This window comes from Ensifer canadensis, from assembly GCF_017488845.2.
In the GTDB taxonomy this organism is placed as follows: Bacteria; Pseudomonadota; Alphaproteobacteria; order Rhizobiales; family Rhizobiaceae; genus Ensifer; species Ensifer canadensis.
This window is the reverse complement of sequence record NZ_CP083370.1, coordinates 1,080,671-1,095,837: the sequence shown is the minus strand read 5'-3', so window position 1 is coordinate 1,095,837 and position 15,167 is coordinate 1,080,671. Positions and strand designations below refer to the sequence as shown.

Sequence of the window (15,167 nt, the reverse complement as noted above, 5' to 3'; positions counted from 1 at the left end):
TTCGGGTTAGGTCCCGGATTGTGCGTAAAATAGGGCTTGTTTCCGATTATCGAGTGCGCATCCTGTTGAAAAGCATATCGCTGTTACCGAGGCGACACAAATCACATCGTATGCTGCGCCGTCAAACAGATCATCGCGACCGGATCTCAGCCGCCGTTTGCGACAGCCTGTTCGCGGTAGCGCTTCACGGCAACGGCGAGCAGGCCGGACACTTTCTTGCGCCATTCCGGATCGAGCAGCAGCTTCTCATCGTCCTTGTTCGACATGAATCCGAGCTCGAGCAGGATCGACGGAACATCCGGCGCCTGCAAGACACGGAAGCCCGCGTGACGGTGCGGATTGTTGATGAGGTTGATCTGCCCCTCGAAGGACGACACGACAGTGCGTGCCATGTTGACCGAGAAAGCCTGGGTCTCGCGGCGCGTCAGGTCGATCAGGATATCGGCGACTTCGGCCGGCTCGCTCTGGAGCGGTACGCCAGCGATCTCGTCCGAAAGGTTTTCGCGCTGCGCCAGGTCGGCCGCCAGATGGTCGGACGCCTTGTCGGAAATCGTATAGACGGTGGCGCCGCGAATGTCCTTCTGTCTCAATGTGTCGGCATGGATCGAAATAAACAGATTGGCGCCTTTGTTGCGGGCGATCTGCACGCGTTGCGGCAGCGACAGGAAAACGTCCTTGTCGCGGGTCAGAAAAGCTTCGATGCCGCCTTCGCGGTTGAGCGTGGCGACAAGCTCCTGCGCGAAGGCAAGCGTGACATGCTTTTCCTCGGTCTTGGTGCCGCTGCCGATCGCGCCGGTGTCGATACCGCCGTGGCCGGCATCGATCGCAATCACGAATGCACCGGTCTTTTGCGCAGGTGCAATTGTCGGCCGATCCGTTTTTGCCGAGACCACCGAGCCCGTCCACTGCTGATCCCCAAGAAGCGCGTCGAACCGGGTTTGGTCGACCTTCTCGGCATCGATGACCAGGCGATAACTCTTACCGCCCTCTTGCTCGATGACTTCGGCATGGGTGACCGCTACCGGCCCCTTTGCCGACAACACGAGGCGAGAACTGCCGGCGCCCATGCCGCCATAGCGGATGGCCTCGAACAATCCCCGCGGCTCGAGGCTCTCGGCCTTCAGGCCAAAGGCGGTTTCCGGCAGATCGACGACGACACGCACGGGGTTTGCCACATAATGAATGGAAAAGTCGGGTTTGCGGTCGAACTCGACCACGACACGTGTGCGCGCGTCGTCACCGGCAACCCGTGCGCCGAATGCCAGAAACGGTGCCGACTCGGCGGCGTATGCTATCGGTCCGGTCATCATCAAGACGCCTGCAACGAACACTGAAGCCGCGACGCGCGCGCCGCCGCGCAGCAGTGTCGACAACAGTGAAGCGTGCATATGATTAGCCGAAGGCTTCACCCGGTCTCTCCGTCAATCCACGAAATTCGAGCGGTCAAAGCGCCGGGCGTCCGCCCACACATACCGCGACATCCCTTGATCAATGAACCCTTATGGTTAACCAAAGCTTGACAGCGCTCCTTACGCAACGCGGCCAAGGCATATGATTCGCCGTTCCCCGACCTACTCTACCGGGGCAAGCGAATCGATCATTATTGTGGCGGCACAGGCTTTTCCCTTGCCAATGTGACATAGAAAACATAAAAGCATCACAAGGAGAAAGTGTTGACGGGATAGAATCGTGGGCCGGGCAGCCGGAGCTTTCCAGAGCTTGGCGCCAGGGAGTGATCGAGCCGGAATTGCCGGTTGCAACCGTATCATCTTTCCGCGGCCGCAAGGTGTTCATCCGCCGTCGCTGCATTTCCTCCCCGTACACTGGATCGTAAATTTCCGGCGGTGGCCGGAGTTCTTAGCGGTGATTTTTCACCGGCAAGCCCGCAAGCGGGCGCATTCATCGGGTCTTTATGAGGCCTTTGACATTGGCATTCTTGTTTGGTCATTGATGTTGACTCAGCGGTATCGGTCAGAAGTAAAGAGGCCCCGGAACGTAACCGTTCCGGCTGCCATCTGGCTGCTGCACCATCACCTGCACCAGACAGGACCTTTCACATCCGGCGCAACCTCTGACGCGAGTGGCAGTCTTCCCATGGAAGAACGTCTGCCGCCCGTTCCGTTGTCGCGCCGAGGAGCACAACTTAGATGGCAGAGAAAATGCTTATCGATGCGTCTCACTCTGAAGAGACGCGCGTCGTTGTCGTTCGCGGGAACCGCATAGAAGAATTCGACTTCGAATCGGAACACAAGAAACAGATCCGCGGCAACATCTACCTGGCAAAGGTAACGCGAGTGGAGCCTTCGCTCCAGGCGGCCTTCGTCGACTACGGCGGCAATCGCCACGGATTCCTGGCCTTCGCCGAAATCCATCCCGACTACTACCAGATCCCCCTCGCCGACCGTCAGGCGCTGTTGAAGGCGGAAGCCGAAGAAGCGCGCCGCGACGACGATGTCGAGCACGTTGAGACGGCAACGCCGACCCAGAGCGGGCTCAGCGTTCCGGTCGATCTGGAAATCGCCGCTGAAACGGAAGTCGTCACCGAGACGGCAGCCGAAGCTGTCGTCGAGGTCGATGCGCCCGCCGAGAAGCCCAAGGCAAAGCCGAAGCGCCCACGCCGCACCAAGGCGAGAATCGCCGAAGAGGCCGCTGCAGCTGCAGCGACCGAAGAGGCCGATGCCGGCGAAGAAAGCAATGGTGGCGAGATGGCCGCCATGGTCGACACCGATTCGGTCTCGGAAGACGTCGACAGCCGCCGCCGTCGCGATGACGACGACGATGATGACGACAACCACGACGGCGAAAAGGAAATTATCGAGTCGGTCGGCGCCGAAGACGCGATGGAAGAGGTTCCGGATCGTCACGTCCGCAAGCCGCGCAAGCAGTATCGCATCCAGGAAGTCATCAAGCGTCGCCAGATCCTGCTCGTTCAGGTCGCCAAGGAAGAGCGCGGCAACAAGGGCGCAGCGCTGACGACCTACCTGTCGCTCGCCGGTCGCTACTCGGTGTTGATGCCGAACACGGCCCGTGGTGGCGGCATTTCCCGCAAGATCACCAACCTGCAGGACCGCAAGCGCCTGAAAGAAATTGCGCGTGGCCTCGAAGTGCCGCAGGGCATGGGCGTCATCCTGCGCACGGCCGGTGCCAACCGCACCAAGGTCGAGATCAAGCGCGACTTCGAATATCTGATGCGCCTTTGGGAAAACGTCCGCACGCTGACGCTCAACTCCACGGCCCCCTGCCTCGTCTACGAGGAAGGCAGCCTGATCAAGCGCTCGATCCGCGACCTCTACAACAAGGACATCAGCGAGATCGTCGTTTCCGGCGAGGAAGGCTACAAGGAAGCCAAGGGCTTCATGAAGATGCTGATGCCGAGCCACGCCAAGGTGGTCCAGCCGTACCGCGACGTGCATCCGATCTTCTCGCGCTCCGGTATCGAGGCGCAGCTGGACCGGATGCTGCAGCCGCAGGTGACGCTGAAGTCGGGCGGCTACATCATCATCAACCAGACGGAAGCCCTGGTTTCGATCGACGTGAACTCCGGTCGGTCGACCCGCGAGCATTCGATCGAGGACACGGCGCTTCAGACCAACCTGGAAGCCGCCGAAGAAGTGGCCCGTCAGCTGCGGCTTCGCGACCTTGCTGGCCTCGTCGTCATCGACTTCATCGACATGGAAGAAAAGCGGAACAACCGCTCTGTCGAGAAGAGGCTGAAAGATTGCCTGAAGAACGATCGTGCCCGCATCCAGGTCGGCCGCATCTCGCACTTCGGTCTGCTCGAAATGTCGCGCCAGCGCATTCGCGCTTCGGTGCTCGAATCGACGATGCAGACCTGCCCGCATTGCAACGGCACGGGTCACGTCCGCTCGCAGTCTTCGGTCGCGCTGCATGTCCTGCGCGGTATCGAAGAGCATCTGCTCAAGAACACCACCCACAACATCACCGTTCGCACGATCCCCGATATCGCGCTCTATCTGCTCAACCAGAAGCGCGCCACGATCATGGATTACGAACAGCGCTTCGGCGTCTCGATCATCATCGAGGCTGACGCCCATGTCGGCGCGCAGCATTTCGCGATCGATCGCGGCGAGCCGGTCGAAAACCCGGTCAAGATCGAACAGATTCTGCACTTCGAGCCCGAGCCCGAAGAAGACGATGACATCGTGATCGAAGAGGATCTCGACGAGGAAGAAGCAGAAGAAGTCGTCGTCGAACAGCGCCAGGAGCAGCCGAAGGCTGCGGCCCAGGCCGACGATCAGAACGGCCGCAAGCGCAAGCGTCGTCGCCGCCGTCGCGGCAAGGGCAGCCAGCAGGCGGAAGGTGCGACCGCACAGGACGCCGATGCGACTGAAGATGCCGATGACGCATCCGAAAGCGATGCCGACGAGGACGAAAACGATACGGATGCGCTGACCGCCGATGGCGAACAGAAGCGCAAGCGTCGCCGTCGCGGCAAGCGCGGTGGCCGTCGCAACCGACCAGAACTCGGCGAAGGTGAAGTCGAAGGCGAGGAGCAGGCTGCTGCATCCGGCGACGGCGAAGCGGGCGAGCAAGGCGACGCGGAAGCACCCGTAGAAGCCGAGGTCGAAGCGGTAGCCGTCGTTGCCGAAGCCGAGACCGTCGCGGAAGCAGTGGAACCGGTCGTCGAGAAGGCCGCCAAGCCGAAGCGTACACGCAAGAAGGCCGTCAAGGCTGAGGAGCCTGTCGTCAGTGCCGACGAGGCAGCACAGACCGCGGTCGAAGCACAGCCGGAAGCGGCTGAGCCGGTGCCGGCAGCAATCGAAGAAACGGCCGCTGACCTCGAAGAAGGCAAGCCTGCTCGAGCGAACCGCGACCTTTCGACGATCGCATCGGAACCGGTGCTGACCTCGACGGTCACGAACAAGAACGAAGGCACCGAAGAAGACCAGTCCAAGCCCAAGAAGGGCGGATGGTGGCAGCGCCGCGGCTTCTTCTAAGCCGCGCCTGAACTTCGGACGAACAGAAAAGCCCGGACCTTGGTCCGGGCTTTTTTCGTTTCCGTTTGGAGACAATCGAAAGCGTGTATTCGCTGCGAGTTTGAATCAAGGGCTTCGCAAAAAGAGTCTGGAAAAGGCCGCAACTCGATGAAACCACAGAGGATCAGGCGATCCAGCGGGCGATCCGCTCCATCGCTTCGGTCATGTCGGCTATCGATCCGGCATAGGAGAACCGCATCGTACGATGCCCTTCAAGCGGATCGAAATCGAAGCCGGGCGTTGCCGCCACGTTGATTTCCGCCAGCATCCGCCGGGCAAATGCCATGCTGTCATTGGTGAAGCGACTGACATCCGCATAGGCATAGAAAGCGCCATCCATCGGTGACGCGATCGAAAAGCCGATCTCCGGCAGGCGCTTCAACAGCATATCGCGATTGGCCGCATAGGCCGCCTTGTAGCCATCGAGCTCAATCTGCGCACCGAGCGCCGCCTCCGCCGCGATCTGCGACAGCTCCGGCGGCGAAATGTAGAGGCTCTGGGCGATACGCTCAAAGCCGCGAACCTGCAGTTCCGGCAGCACCATCCAGCCGATACGCCACCCGGTCATGCAGTAGTATTTGGAGAAGGAGTTGATGACGAAGACGTCGTCGGTCACCTCCAGTGCACTTGCCTCTTCACCGGCGAAGGTCAGCCCATGATAGATTTCGTCGGAGATGAAGGCGATGTTTTCGGCGCGGCAGTAGTCGGCAAGCGCCTTGAGCCCCGCTTTGCCCGTGACCGTTCCTGTCGGATTGGCCGGGCTCGCCAGAAGCACGCCCTTCAGCGGGCGCCCGATCTTCGCGGCAGCACGCGCCAGGTTTTCCGGCGTCAGCGTGAAGCCGCTCTCGGCATTGGCCTCGACCTCCACGACCGTCAGGCCGAGCGCTGCGAGAATGTTGCGGTAGGCTGGATATCCGGGTCGCGCGATTGCGACGCAATCGCCGGGGTCGAAAAGCGCGAGGAAGGCAAGATTGAACCCGGCTGACGACCCGGTGGTCACGGCAATGCGCTGCGGGTCAAGCGCTATACCGTGGCGCTTTTGATAGTGCCGGGCGATCGCGGTTCTGAGAGACAAGGTGCCAAGTGCGTCGGTGTAGCCGAGCCGGCCATGCTCGAGCGCCTTGCGCGCCGCATCCAAAGCCGCCTTCGGCGCAGGATGCGCCGGTTGGCCGACAGCCATCGAAATCACCGGATGGCCGGCGTCGCGTCGGCGCGTTGCCTCGGCCAGCACGTCCATGGCATGAAAGGGTTCGATAGCACTGCGGTTCGACAATTCTACCAAGGTAATATCCTCAAGAAGCGGCCTATACCAACCTGCGCTGATATTGACCTATTGTTTGGGACCGTGTGCGGTCATCCGGGCGGGAGCGTACCGCCGAGCGATGCCTTGGCATCGGTCGAGGATTGTGAAGCTGCCGTGGCCGGCACAAGGCCCGCCCGAAGGGCCGGGCGCTTCTGGCCTCCGGATAGCGTCGACAATCCTCACCGGACCACATGGTGTCTCCTCGCCAGAAACCAAGATCGCTCCGACGCAATGGGTCAATATCAGCACAGATTGGTACTACATGCCGCCCCCTTGCCCGATCGTTTAAAGCTTCACAAGTGCGCGAGCGCCGTATTTCCGCCGATTTTGCCGTTTCGTTTCGCCGGAGCCCACCCTATGCTGCCCGCGTGTTGCGGTGTTGGAGATTCCTGTTGTCTTTTACAAGCGCGCATTGACGCCGTATCGCGACATGGACGACAGACAGGGCAGGCAGAGACAACGAGGTAGAAATGAATTTCAGCACGAAAATGATTGCCGCCGGAACGCTCGCCGCGTTCATGGCAGGGGTCAGCTTGCCGCAAAGCGCACTCGCGCTCGACCAGAAACAGAAGGAAGAGTTTGGCGCCTTCATCAAGGAATACCTGCTCGCCAATCCGGAAATCATGCTCGAAGTCCAGGAGGCGCTGGCTACAAAGCAGCGCGCCAAGCAGCAGGAAGCAGCTGAAGGTGCGATCGCCGAAAACAAGAAGGCGATCTTCAACTCAGACTACGACATGGTACTCGGCAATCCTGATGGAGACGTCACCGTCGTCGAGTTCTACGACTACAACTGCGGCTATTGCAAACGTGCGCTGACGGACATGGACGAGATCCTGTCGAAGGACAAGAACATCCGCTTCGTGCTGAAGGAATTGCCGATCCTCGGCCCGGATTCGCTGGCTGCCCACAAGGTCAGCGCTGCATTCCGTCTCGCCGCGCCGGAGAAGTACGGCGAGTTCCATCGGGCCCTGCTCGGCGGCGAGGACCGCGCAACCGAGGAAACGGCGATTGCCGTTGCCGGCAAGCTCGGCGTCACCGAAAAGCAGCTGCGCGCCAAGATGGAAAAAGAGCCGCATGATGCCGCGGTACGCGAGGCCTACACCCTTGCCAACGATCTCGGCATCACCGGCACGCCCTCCTACGTGATTGGCAACGAGGCGGTGTTCGGAGCCGTCGGTGCCGAGGAAATCAGCACCAAAGTGTCCAATATGCGCAGCTGCGGCAAGACCGCCTGCTGACCGCCTGCATTGGCCGTCCCGTCCCAACTGTGGACAAATCCCGCGAGGACCCAAAGGGCTTTTCCTCGCGGGACCATCAGTCTATAGGTAACCCTCTATCACTGGACCGGAATCCCGCATGCCCACCAAAATTTTCGTGCTGAACGGCCCCAACCTCAATGCGCTCGGCAAGCGCGAACCGGGGATTTATGGCGGCCAGACACTCGCCGACATCGAGGCGATGTGCACCACGGAAGGCAAGACGCTGGGACTGGAGGTCGATTTTCGGCAATCCAACCACGAAGGCACGCTTGTGGACTGGCTGCATGAGGCCGGCGAAAAGGCGGCGGGCGTCGCTATCAATCCGGCAGCCTACGGCCATACGTCGATCGCGCTGCACGATGCCATCCGCGCAATCGGCATCCCGGTGGTCGAACTGCATCTTTCCAACATCCACGCGCGTGAAGAATTCCGCCACAAGTCGATGATCGCCCCGGCGGTCAAAGGCGTCATCTGCGGTTTCGGCGCGCAGAGTTACATTCTGGCGCTGCATGCGCTAAAGAACCTGACAGAAACGTCGAAATAAAAAGAACACGAGGCTCATATCCCATGGCTGACAAGAAACCCGGTATCGACCAGGCGCTGATCCGCGATCTCGCCAATATCCTGAACGACACGGATCTCACCGAGATCGAAGTGGAGCAGGAAGACCTCCGCATCCGCGTATCGCGCGCCGGCACGCCGGTCGCCATGTCGATGCCGACCTACCAGGCCCAGCCGGCCGTCCACGCTGCGCAGCCCGCTGCAGTTGTCGCTCCGGCCGAGACCAGCCGCAATTCCAAAAACGCCTTAACGGCTCCGATGGTCGGTACGGCCTACCTCGCGCCGGCCCCAGGCGCCCGCCCGTTCATCGAGGTCGGTACCGTGGTCAAGGAAGGTCAGACGGTCCTGATCATCGAAGCGATGAAGACCATGAACCAGATCCCTGCCCCGCGTTCGGGCAAGGTGACCGAAATCTTCGTCCAGGACGCAGCCCCCGTCGAGTATGGCGAGCCGCTGATCGTAATCGAATAAGGCGGCGCTGCGATGATCTCGAAAATTCTCATTGCCAATCGCGGCGAAATCGCCCTTCGCGTACTGCGCGCCTGTAAGGAACTCGGCATCGCGACGGTGGCCGTCCATTCCACGGCTGACAGCGACGCCATGCATGTGCGTCTGGCCGACGAAAGCGTCTGCATCGGTCCTCCGCCGTCGCGCGATAGCTATCTGAACATTCACCAGATCGTCGCCGCCTGCGAAATCACCGGCGCTGACGCCGTGCACCCGGGTTACGGCTTCCTGTCGGAAAACGCCAAGTTCGCCGAAATCCTCGACGCCCACGACATCACCTTCATCGGTCCGACGGCGGAACATATCCGCATCATGGGCGACAAGATCACCGCCAAGAAGACGGCGCAGGAACTTGGCATCCCCGTGGTTCCGGGCTCCGACGGCGAAGTGAAGCCTGAGAACGCCCTCGAAGCCGCGCGCAAGATCGGCTTCCCGGTTCTGATCAAGGCGACCGCCGGCGGCGGTGGCCGCGGCATGAAAGTCGCCAAGACCGAGGCTGACCTCGACGAGGCCGTGTCAACCGCTCGTTCCGAGGCGCTTGCGGCCTTCGGCAATGACGCTGTTTACATGGAGAAGTATCTCGGCAAGCCGCGCCACATCGAAATCCAGATCGTCGGCGACGGCGAAGGCAATGCGATCCATCTCGGCGAGCGTGACTGCTCCTTGCAGCGGCGCCACCAGAAGGTGTGGGAAGAGGCAAACTCCCCTGCCCTCAACGTCGAGCAGCGCATGAAGATCGGCCAGGTTTGCGCCGATGCGATGAAAAAGCTGAAGTACCGCGGCGCAGGCACGATCGAGTTCCTCTACGAGAATGGCGAGTTCTATTTCATCGAAATGAACACCCGCCTCCAGGTGGAGCATCCGATCACCGAAGCGATCACCGGCATCGACCTGGTGCACGAACAGATCCGCGTCGCATCGGGTGGCGGGCTTTCGGTCAAGCAGGAAGACATCGTGTTTTCCGGCCACGCGATCGAGTGCCGTATCAATGCCGAAGATCCGCGCACCTTCGTCCCCTCGCCGGGCACAATCACGCATTTCCACGCACCGGGCGGTCTCGGCGTTCGCGTCGATTCTGGTGCCTATCAGGGCTACCGTATCCCGCCTTACTACGACAGCTTGATCGGCAAGCTCATCGTCCATGGCCGGACCCGTGTCGAATGCATGATGCGCCTTCGTCGCGTGCTCGACGAATTCGTCATCGATGGTATCAAGACGACGCTGCCGCTGTTCCAGGACCTGATCAACAATCAGGATATCGCGAACGGCGAATACGACATCCATTGGCTGGAGCACCATCTGGCCACGACGTCCGAATAGGACCGTGCATTGAAAGGGACGCGCAGCAAGCAACCCGACGTAACACCGGACATGCTGCTGCGCGCCTATTCCATAGGCCTGTTTCCGATGGCCGATTCGGCTGACGATCCAGAGCTTTTCTGGGTCGAGCCGGAAATCCGCGGCGTCATTCCGCTCGATGGCTTTCACGTCTCGCGCAGTCTTGCAAAGACAATCCGCAAGAGCCACTTCGACATCCGCTTCAACACCGCCTTCGAGGCCGTGATGGAAGGCTGCGCCGCGCCGGCGCCGGATCGCCCGACCACCTGGATCAACAACAAGATCCGCTCGCTTTACGCCACGCTTCACTCGATGGGCTACGCGCACAGCGTCGAAGCCTGGGAGGACGATGCGCTGGTCGGCGGTCTCTACGGCGTCTCACTCGGCTCGGCATTTTTCGGCGAAAGCATGTTTTCCAGACGCACCAACGCGTCCAAGATCTGCCTCGTGCATCTGGTGGAGCGCCTGCGCGCCAAGGGCTTTGAATTGCTGGACACCCAGTTCACGACCGAGCATCTCAAGTCCTTCGGTGCGATCGACGTGCCGAAGGCGGAGTATGAGATCATGCTCGCCAATGCGATGAACTCTCCGGATCTATCGTTTTGAGCTCATCGTCGACCTGAGCCCCCGGTGCAAACGCCCATTTCCACCCCGTCTCAGACCCTTCAAAGTGCCCAGGGATGTCCGCGCCAGAGCATCGCCCGCTCACAAAAGGAGTCGCGCAACCGCTCTATCGCTTTGTTTTGCCAAATTTATTTGCGGGAGCTATTCTACTGGACTTCCAAGACATTACGGACGGCTTGTCACGGCATGGCCGGTGCGGACGTCCGCGAAGCGAAACCATCACGAGATGGTCCACCGCCGCCCGTTGTGCACGCTCGTTCCGGCGCACCGAAGAGCGGGTTGGCACAGAAAAATTGAGGGCATATCGCAGCCGCGTTCAAGGGCGCCTGCCAGGCAAGGCTACCTCTTGGAGGCAGTATCCGGTGGCGGCAGGTCCGACGTCGCTTTGCAGGACTGCAGCCAGACATCATAGACGGGGTGCTCGACGGCGTTGAGGCCGGGGCTGTCGGCAAACATCCAGCCGGTAAAGATCCGCCTGATCTTGCGGTCAAGCGTAATCTCGTCGACCTCGACGAAGGTGGTGATCTTCTGAGCTTCCGTGTCGTCCCTGTTATAGCAGACGCGCGGCGTTACCTGCAGGGCGCCAAACTGGACGGTCTCACCGATATAGACGTCAAAGGTCGTGATGCGGCCGGTGATCTTGTCGATGCCGGAAAACACGGCGACGGCGTTGTTTACCCGCGCGGCCTCGGCCGTACCGGCCGAGGAAATCATCGGCAGCGCGGCAAGCGCAGCGACACAGAGCCGGCTCGACATCTGGCCGATTGTTTTCCGCAGATAAGAACCCGCCATTCCCGCCTGTCTCCCGCGCGCTTCGCATTCACCGTTGATGGATATCAGGCGCTAAACATGAAATGTGGCCGCCCCGTGGTCATCGGACCATTTCGCGGGCGGCGCGCCTTGTCCGACGACAAGCGTCTCAGGAGCCCGGCGTCCAGGCGTCATAATCACCCGTTACGCGCGGACGCGCACCGGTACCGGCGATCGAACCCTGCGGCCGGTAAGCGTTGGCCGTACCAGTCGGGTTCGGACGATGTGGCTTCTGCCACTCGCGAGCGACGTATTTTTCGTCAGCCGGCGAAACGTCGGTGCGGTGATGCATCCAGCCGTGCCAGCCGGCCGGAATAGCAGAGGCTTCGGCATAACCGTTGTAAATCACCCAACGGCGCGTCCGGCCTTCGGAGTCCTTACCGCCCTGATAATAGACGTTGCCGAGCTCGTCTTCGCCGACACGTTGACCGTTACGCCAGGTATGAAACCGCGTTCCGATCGTCTGTTGGTTCCACCAGGTGAAAATCTGCAGCAGGAGCTTCATGGATGCCGTCCTCAACCGACCGTTGGGAAGGCGGCCGGATACCAAAACTATGTCCCCGCTTATGCCCCGCCACTCCAGGCTTGTCCAGTGATTCCGAGGCAAACACAGTCATTTCAGCGGCATGTGGAACCCGAAATGGCTGCGTACAAAACCGAGACGTTCGTAGAAGCGATGCGCGTCGGTGCGCGTCGCATTAGAGGAGAGCTGGACCTTTGCTGCCCCCTCCTCGCGCGCACGCTCGATCGCATGACGTATCATGCGTGCGCCTATGCCACGGCCGCGCATGTCTTTACGGGTTTGCACGGCCTCGATCAGCAGTCTTGGCCGGCCGCGTCCAGGAAGCGAGGTCAATAATGTTGCCTGGAAAGTGCCGACCACTTCTTCACCGAGGCGGGCGACATAAAGGGTTTGAAGCGGTGATGCCTCGATGCGCGCGAAGGCCGCGAGATAGTCGTCGAAAGCCTCCGGCTCGACCGTGTCACCGTGTCCGCCAACGTCGTCGGCGGCAAAGAGCGCGATGATCGCCGGTAGATCAGCCCGCTCGGCCTTGCGGATATCCAAGTCAGTCAGCGCGTGCATGTTTTCCTCCGGGCGTCACCATCAGCACCGAGCATCAATCATCAGAAGGCTAGCGTTTCGCGACAGCCAACCCTAACCGCGCGATCTTCCCCGGAGGAAGGCGACGGCCGCTAACCTCAGAGGAACGACGGCGTCAGACCAACGGTTTTTCGAGGATGAGTGCCAGAAGCCCCGACTGGTCGTCGCCGCAATCGCTGGTTTGACCGACTTCGGAAAAGCCGTGAGTCCGGTAGAATGCGAGGGCATGAAGGTTCTGCGGCTCGACCTCGACCCGCATGCGCTCGGCATCCGGGAAGCAGGTTTCGAGTTCGGCGAAAATGTCGCGGCCGATGCCCTGCCTCTGCAGTTTCGGCAGGACGTAAAGCTGGTGGAGCACCACGGTCTTCTTCAACGTATCTGACATGGACGCATAGCCCATGCCGCCAATGCTGCGACCATCGTCGGCAACCAGGAATTCCGCGTCCTTGCGCTCTAGCCGGACCTTGAGCGCCGGTAGCGAATGCCAGCGGCCCGTCAGTTCGTTGACCTTCTCGACGCCATAGAAGGTGTCATAGGTCGCGTGCCACGTCTCGACGAGCAGCGCGCGAACCTTTTCCAGATCGCGCTCGCTCGCCGTGCGGACGAAGAACATCGTTTATTCCTCGATGCCGAGCTTGGCCTTGACCAGTGCCTGAACGGCCTGCGGATTAGCCTTGCCGCCGGTCGACTTCATCACCTGGCCGACGAACCAGCCAGCGAGCGAAGGCTTTGCCTGCACCTTGGCAACCTGGTCCGGGTTGGCGGCGATGATCTCGTCGACCGCCTTCTCGATGGCGCCGGTGTCTGTTACCTGCTTCATGCCACGCGCTTCAACGATCTCGGCAGGATTTCCGCCTTCGTTCCAGACGATTTCGAAGAGGTCCTTGGCGATCTTGCCGGAAATCGTCTCCGCCTTGATGAGATCGATGATGCCGCCGAGCTGGGCAGGGGAAACCGGAGTCTCTTCAATAGCTTTGCCGGCTTTGTTCAAGGCGCCGAGCAAGTCGTTGATGACCCAGTTTGCAGCGATCTTGCCGTCACGGCCTTCGGCCACAGCCTCGAAATAGTCGGCAATCGACTTTTCGGAAACGAGCACCGAGGCGTCATAGACCGACAGGCCCATGGCGCTGACAAAGCGTTCCTTCTTGTCGTCAGGCAGTTCCGGCAGGTCGGCTTTCAGCGCATCGACGAAGGCCTGGTCGAATTCGAGCGGCAGCAGGTCCGGGTCCGGGAAGTAGCGATAGTCGTGCGCGTCTTCCTTGGACCGCATGGAGCGTGTCTCGCCCTTGTTCGGGTCGAACAGGCGCGTTTCCTGGTCGATAGAGCCGCCGTCTTCCAGAATTCCGATCTGACGGCGCGCTTCATATTCGATCGCCTGACCGATGAAGCGGATGGAGTTGACGTTCTTGATTTCGCAGCGCGTGCCAAAACCTTCGCCGGGGCGACGGACCGAAACGTTGACGTCGGCGCGCATCGAACCTTCGTCCATGTTGCCGTCACAGGTGCCGAGGTATCGCACGATCGAACGCAGCTTGGTCATGTAGGCCTTGGCCTCGTCGGACGACCGCATGTCGGGCTTTGAGACGATTTCCATCAGCGCCACGCCGGAGCGGTTGAGGTCGACATAGGACATCGACGGATGCTGGTCGTGCATCGACTTGCCGGCATCCTGCTCGAGATGCAGGCGCTCGATGCCGATCTCGACGTCTTCGAACTGGCCCTGGCGATCAGGCCCGACGGAAATGATGATCTTGCCTTCGCCGACGATCGGATCCTTGAACTGCGAGATCTGATAGCCCTGCGGCAGGTCGGGATAGAAGTAGTTTTTGCGGTCGAAGATCGAGCGGTTGTTGATCACGGCCTTGAGACCGAGGCCGGTGCGGACCGCCTGCCTGACGCATTCCTCGTTGATGACGGGCAGCATGCCAGGCATGGCCGCATCGACAAGCGACACGTTGGCGTTCGCCGGCTTGCCGAATTCGGTCGATGCACCCGAGAACAGCTTCGAATTGGAAAGCACCTGGGCATGGACCTCCATGCCGATGATAACCTCCCAGTCGCCAGTGGCGCCAGGGATGAAGCGTTTGGAATCGGGAGTGCGGACGTCGACAATGCTCATATCATGCTCTTCTTTGAAGCCTGAATTCTTGGTTTCTCGGTAGAGCAATTGCCGCAATGGTGCAAGTTGTTAGGCGCGATCAGCCGCCCCGCGATGACGTGGCGCACGGTTTAACCGCCGCTTAGCGGTCGCTATGGCAAAAGGTGGACATGGCCCTCACCGCTGCCAGTCTCCTGTGTTTCCTTGTCGCGATCAACATCACGAGCTTCTGCCAATTCTGGTACGACAAGCACGCGGCGCGATCAGGCTGGCGCCGCATCAGCGAGCGGACGTTGCTGCAATCGGCATTTTTCGGCGGCAGCATCGGTGCGATGGCCGGTCGCCAGGTCTTCAGGCACAAGACACGCAAGGAGCCGTTTCGAACACATCTCATTCTGATCGTCCTGTTCCAGATGATTGTGGCGGTTGCCTGCGCAATCTTTGCGAGCGGATATATTGACGCTTTCGTCGGTCTCTTCTAGGAAGCGTTCGTTCGAATGGAGTTTTGATGTTCACATCGTCTGAGTCCCGGTAAGGGCCCCTGCCCGCTTTCTCATAGATTGCGCGC

14 protein-coding genes are annotated in these 15,167 nt (G+C 60.6%); 7 read left to right on the top strand and 7 right to left on the bottom strand.

Annotated elements, in window-relative coordinates; all coding sequences use genetic code 11:
- Positions 1–146 precede the first annotated feature (146 nt).
- Positions 147–1,388 carry an N-acetylmuramoyl-L-alanine amidase gene (locus J3R84_RS05305; RefSeq protein ID WP_057211414.1) on the bottom strand — a complete coding sequence of 414 codons (1,242 nt, stop codon included), beginning with the start codon at positions 1,386–1,388 and terminating at the stop codon, positions 147–149.
- Between the two features lie 759 nt (positions 1,389–2,147).
- Here J3R84_RS05305 and J3R84_RS05300 point away from each other — a divergent pair.
- Positions 2,148–4,958 (top strand): Rne/Rng family ribonuclease, encoded by a 2,811-nt coding sequence (locus J3R84_RS05300; protein WP_057211416.1) that lies wholly within the window; start codon positions 2,148–2,150, stop codon positions 4,956–4,958.
- Positions 4,959–5,121: 163 nt separating this feature from the next.
- Here the strand turns inward: J3R84_RS05300 and J3R84_RS05295 are convergent, their stop codons facing one another.
- Complete coding sequence (locus J3R84_RS05295; RefSeq protein ID WP_051509202.1) at positions 5,122–6,234, bottom strand: pyridoxal phosphate-dependent aminotransferase; 1,113 nt, start codon at positions 6,232–6,234, stop codon at positions 5,122–5,124.
- Between the two features lie 536 nt (positions 6,235–6,770).
- Here J3R84_RS05295 and J3R84_RS05290 point away from each other — a divergent pair.
- The 5 genes from J3R84_RS05290 to aat all read left to right on the top strand — a co-directional run bounded on the left by J3R84_RS05290 (position 6,771) and on the right by aat (position 10,571).
- Entirely contained in the window at positions 6,771–7,538 is a 768-nt protein-coding gene (locus tag J3R84_RS05290) for a DsbA family protein (protein ID WP_025426639.1), read from the top strand.
- Positions 7,539–7,656: 118 nt separating this feature from the next.
- On the top strand, positions 7,657–8,103 hold the full coding sequence (aroQ, locus tag J3R84_RS05285; protein WP_025426638.1) for a type II 3-dehydroquinate dehydratase: 447 nt from the start codon (positions 7,657–7,659) through the stop codon (positions 8,101–8,103).
- Positions 8,104–8,126: 23 nt separating this feature from the next.
- On the top strand, positions 8,127–8,591 hold the full coding sequence (gene accB, locus J3R84_RS05280) for an acetyl-CoA carboxylase biotin carboxyl carrier protein (RefSeq protein ID WP_025426637.1): 465 nt from the start codon (positions 8,127–8,129) through the stop codon (positions 8,589–8,591).
- A gap of 12 nt (positions 8,592–8,603) precedes the next feature.
- Positions 8,604–9,947: an acetyl-CoA carboxylase biotin carboxylase subunit gene (gene accC / locus J3R84_RS05275; RefSeq protein ID WP_025426636.1), complete on the top strand. Its 1,344-nt coding sequence runs from the start codon at positions 8,604–8,606 to the stop codon at positions 9,945–9,947.
- Between the two features lie 9 nt (positions 9,948–9,956).
- The gene (gene aat, locus J3R84_RS05270) at positions 9,957–10,571 is read left to right on the top strand and encodes a leucyl/phenylalanyl-tRNA--protein transferase (RefSeq protein WP_025426635.1); all 615 of its coding nucleotides are present in this window, start codon (positions 9,957–9,959) and stop codon (positions 10,569–10,571) included.
- A gap of 357 nt (positions 10,572–10,928) precedes the next feature.
- Here the strand turns inward: aat and J3R84_RS05265 are convergent, their stop codons facing one another.
- The 5 genes from J3R84_RS05265 to gatB form a co-directional block, all read right to left on the bottom strand.
- Positions 10,929–11,381: a DUF2155 domain-containing protein gene (locus J3R84_RS05265; protein WP_025426634.1), complete on the bottom strand. Its 453-nt coding sequence runs from the start codon at positions 11,379–11,381 to the stop codon at positions 10,929–10,931.
- 127 nt (positions 11,382–11,508) lie between these two features.
- Positions 11,509–11,904 carry an NADH:ubiquinone oxidoreductase subunit NDUFA12 gene (locus J3R84_RS05260; protein WP_025426633.1) on the bottom strand — a complete coding sequence of 132 codons (396 nt, stop codon included), beginning with the start codon at positions 11,902–11,904 and terminating at the stop codon, positions 11,509–11,511.
- 108 nt (positions 11,905–12,012) lie between these two features.
- The gene (locus tag J3R84_RS05255; RefSeq protein WP_025426632.1) at positions 12,013–12,483 is read right to left on the bottom strand and encodes a GNAT family N-acetyltransferase; all 471 of its coding nucleotides are present in this window, start codon (positions 12,481–12,483) and stop codon (positions 12,013–12,015) included.
- Positions 12,484–12,616: 133 nt separating this feature from the next.
- Positions 12,617–13,114: a GNAT family N-acetyltransferase gene (locus J3R84_RS05250; protein WP_025426631.1), complete on the bottom strand. Its 498-nt coding sequence runs from the start codon at positions 13,112–13,114 to the stop codon at positions 12,617–12,619.
- A gap of 3 nt (positions 13,115–13,117) precedes the next feature.
- Positions 13,118–14,620: an Asp-tRNA(Asn)/Glu-tRNA(Gln) amidotransferase subunit GatB gene (gatB, locus tag J3R84_RS05245; RefSeq protein ID WP_025426630.1), complete on the bottom strand. Its 1,503-nt coding sequence runs from the start codon at positions 14,618–14,620 to the stop codon at positions 13,118–13,120.
- Positions 14,621–14,769: 149 nt separating this feature from the next.
- On the opposite strand from gatB, the gene J3R84_RS05240 reads away from it, so the two are divergent.
- The gene (locus tag J3R84_RS05240) at positions 14,770–15,081 is read left to right on the top strand and encodes a DUF1294 domain-containing protein (RefSeq protein WP_025426629.1); all 312 of its coding nucleotides are present in this window, start codon (positions 14,770–14,772) and stop codon (positions 15,079–15,081) included.
- Positions 15,082–15,167 lie beyond the last annotated feature (86 nt).

Excerpts from the sequence above, each read along its gene's own strand:
- J3R84_RS05240 (WP_025426629.1), top strand. The coding sequence starts at position 14,770 with ATGGCCCTCACCGCTGCCAGTCTCCTGTGTTTCCTTGTCGCGATCAAC.
- J3R84_RS05250 (WP_025426631.1), bottom strand. The coding sequence starts at position 13,114 with ATGTTCTTCGTCCGCACGGCGAGCGAGCGCGATCTGGAAAAGGTTCGC.
- J3R84_RS05255 (WP_025426632.1), bottom strand. The coding sequence starts at position 12,483 with ATGCACGCGCTGACTGACTTGGATATCCGCAAGGCCGAGCGGGCTGAT.
- J3R84_RS05290 (WP_025426639.1), top strand. The coding sequence starts at position 6,771 with ATGAATTTCAGCACGAAAATGATTGCCGCCGGAACGCTCGCCGCGTTC.
- J3R84_RS05300 (WP_057211416.1), top strand. The coding sequence starts at position 2,148 with ATGGCAGAGAAAATGCTTATCGATGCGTCTCACTCTGAAGAGACGCGC.
- J3R84_RS05295 (WP_051509202.1), bottom strand. The coding sequence starts at position 6,234 with ATGGACGTGCTGGCCGAGGCAACGCGCCGACGCGACGCCGGCCATCCG.
- J3R84_RS05260 (WP_025426633.1), bottom strand. The coding sequence starts at position 11,904 with ATGAAGCTCCTGCTGCAGATTTTCACCTGGTGGAACCAACAGACGATC.
- aroQ (WP_025426638.1), top strand. The coding sequence starts at position 7,657 with ATGCCCACCAAAATTTTCGTGCTGAACGGCCCCAACCTCAATGCGCTC.
- accB (WP_025426637.1), top strand. The coding sequence starts at position 8,127 with ATGGCTGACAAGAAACCCGGTATCGACCAGGCGCTGATCCGCGATCTC.
- accC (WP_025426636.1), top strand. The coding sequence starts at position 8,604 with ATGATCTCGAAAATTCTCATTGCCAATCGCGGCGAAATCGCCCTTCGC.
- J3R84_RS05305 (WP_057211414.1), bottom strand. The coding sequence starts at position 1,388 with ATGCACGCTTCACTGTTGTCGACACTGCTGCGCGGCGGCGCGCGCGTC.
- gatB (WP_025426630.1), bottom strand. The coding sequence starts at position 14,620 with ATGAGCATTGTCGACGTCCGCACTCCCGATTCCAAACGCTTCATCCCT.
- J3R84_RS05265 (WP_025426634.1), bottom strand. The coding sequence starts at position 11,381 with ATGGCGGGTTCTTATCTGCGGAAAACAATCGGCCAGATGTCGAGCCGG.